This window comes from Leisingera sp. F5, assembly GCF_001593695.1.
Map to the genome: position 1 here is coordinate 1 of NZ_LUKH01000650.1, position 1928 is coordinate 1928.

Annotated in this window: 2 protein-coding genes and 1 pseudogene; all 3 read right to left on the minus strand. The window is 57.5% G+C overall.

Annotated elements, in window-relative coordinates; translation table 11 throughout:
• Nucleotides 1-447, minus strand: a 447-nt coding sequence (locus tag A2I95_RS34370; protein ID WP_291737011.1) for a twin-arginine translocation signal domain-containing protein, incomplete at its 3' end; no start/stop codon positions are given.
• A 64-nt stretch (nucleotides 448-511) separates the two neighbouring features.
• The gene (locus A2I95_RS34375) at nucleotides 512-1834 is read right to left on the minus strand and encodes a TRAP transporter large permease subunit (protein ID WP_291737012.1); all 1323 of its coding nucleotides are present in this window, start codon (nucleotides 1832-1834) and stop codon (nucleotides 512-514) included.
• A pseudogene (locus A2I95_RS34380) lies at nucleotides 1834-1928 on the minus strand (C4-dicarboxylate ABC transporter); the annotation flags it as partial. The pseudogene A2I95_RS34380 and the gene A2I95_RS34375, both read right to left, overlap by 1 nt.

Genomic DNA, 1928 nt, shown 5'->3' on the forward strand with positions numbered 1-1928 from the left:
GGCCCCGGCCGAGATGTGCTTGACGCCGACCTTGGAATATTCTTCGTCCCAGATTTCGTTCAGTCCGTATTGGTTGAACAACACCGGTACATCCAACGAATAGCGCGAACCAAAGGGAAAATATCCCCCAAAAACGGTGACTTCGGTGGGGGAGGCCATTGAATCGTCATCTGATTGTACCGCGTCGATGGTGCCACGCTGCATGGCGCGGAACAGCTCTCCGGTCGGGACCAGTTGATCGGCATAGAACAGTTCGATCTGCATGCGGTCGCCTGCGATTTTGTTGAACATGTCAACAGCGGGCTTTACCACATGTTCGGCCAGCGCCGCGCCGGCATAGGTCTGCATCCGCCATTTGATGGTGGATTGTGCCAATGCAGGTGCTGCTAGCGGGGCGGCCATGGCGCCGACACCGGCGGTTTGCAAAAACTTGCGTCTTGATGTCATCTTCTCTCTCCTTGTTGAAATTCAGGTTGAAATCTGGCCCATGTGTCAGGGCTTCTGGTTGTTGTTATTTTCCATAGACATAGTTGGGCAGCCACAGCGCGATTTCGGGGAAGATCATCACTAGGCTGAGCGCCAGCACCATCACCAGCGCAAAGGGGATGATTGATTTATAGATGTCGCGCAGCCCGATTTCCGGCGGTGCCATTGCACGCATCAAGAACAGGTTGTAGCCAAATGGCGGCGTCATATAGGCGATCTGGGTGGTGATCGTATACAGCACCCCGTACCAGATCAGGTCGAATCCCAGCGCGCCGACCAGTGGCACATAGAGCGGCGCCACGATCACCAGCATTGCCGTGTCATCCAGGAAGGTTCCCATCAGGATGAAACTCAGCTGCATCAGGATCAGGATCATCCACGGGCTGAGGCCCAGTTGAGTGGTGAACAGGTCCTCGATCGCCTTGACCGCGCCCAGCCCGTCAAAGATTGCGCCAAACCCCAGGGCGGCCAGGATGATCCACATGAACATGCAGGAAATCGCCAGGGTGGACCGGACCGAGGTTTCGAACACCTCCCGGGTCATCCGCCCCTTGAGGATCGCCGCGACGAAGGCGGTCATTGCCCCAATGGCCGAGCTTTCCACCAGCGAGGTCCAGCCGTTGACAAAGGGAACCATCATCGTCGCAAAAATCACCAGCGGCAGCAGCCCGGCGCGCAGCAGGCGCAGCTTTTCCGACATCGGGACATTGCGTTCCTCTTCGGGCAGCACCGGGCCAAGATGCGGTTGAATGCGACACCGCACATAGATGTAGAGAATGAACATCGCCGCCATCATCAGCCCCGGCACCACGCCAGCCAGCCACAACTGGCCGACCGGTTGACGGGCAATCATCGCGTAGAGCACCAACACCACCGAAGGAGGGACAAGAATGCCCAAACTGGACCCGGCCTGGATCACACCCGTGACCATGATCTTGTCATAGCCCCGGCGCAGCAGCTCGGGCAGGGCGATGGTGGCTCCGATGGCCATACCGGCCACGGACAAACCGTTCATTGCGGAAATCAGCACCATCAACCCGATGGTGCCAATCGCCAACCCACCCTGAACCGGGCCCATCCAGACGTGGAACATTTTGTACAGATCATCGGCAATCTTGGATTCCGACAGGACATAACCCATGAAAATGAACATCGGCAGGGTCAGCAGCGGATACCATTTCATCAGCTTCATCGCTGCGGAAAAGGGGATCTCCACCCCGCCGGTGCCCCACAAGAGCATGCCCGCAACTGCCCCGACAAAGCCGATGGCGCCAAACACCCGCTGGCCGGTCATCAGCATCAGCATCATGCCGGCAAACATGACGATAGCAATCCATTCGTAGGACATCAGATTTCAACTCCGCGCAGGCGTCCGATATCCCGGAACAATTCGGCAAGGCATTGCAGCAGCATCAGAAAGACGCCGAAGCAGAGGATGGTTT

Excerpts from the sequence above, each read along its gene's own strand:
- A2I95_RS34375 (WP_291737012.1), bottom strand. The coding sequence starts at position 1,834 with ATGTCCTACGAATGGATTGCTATCGTCATGTTTGCCGGCATGATGCTG.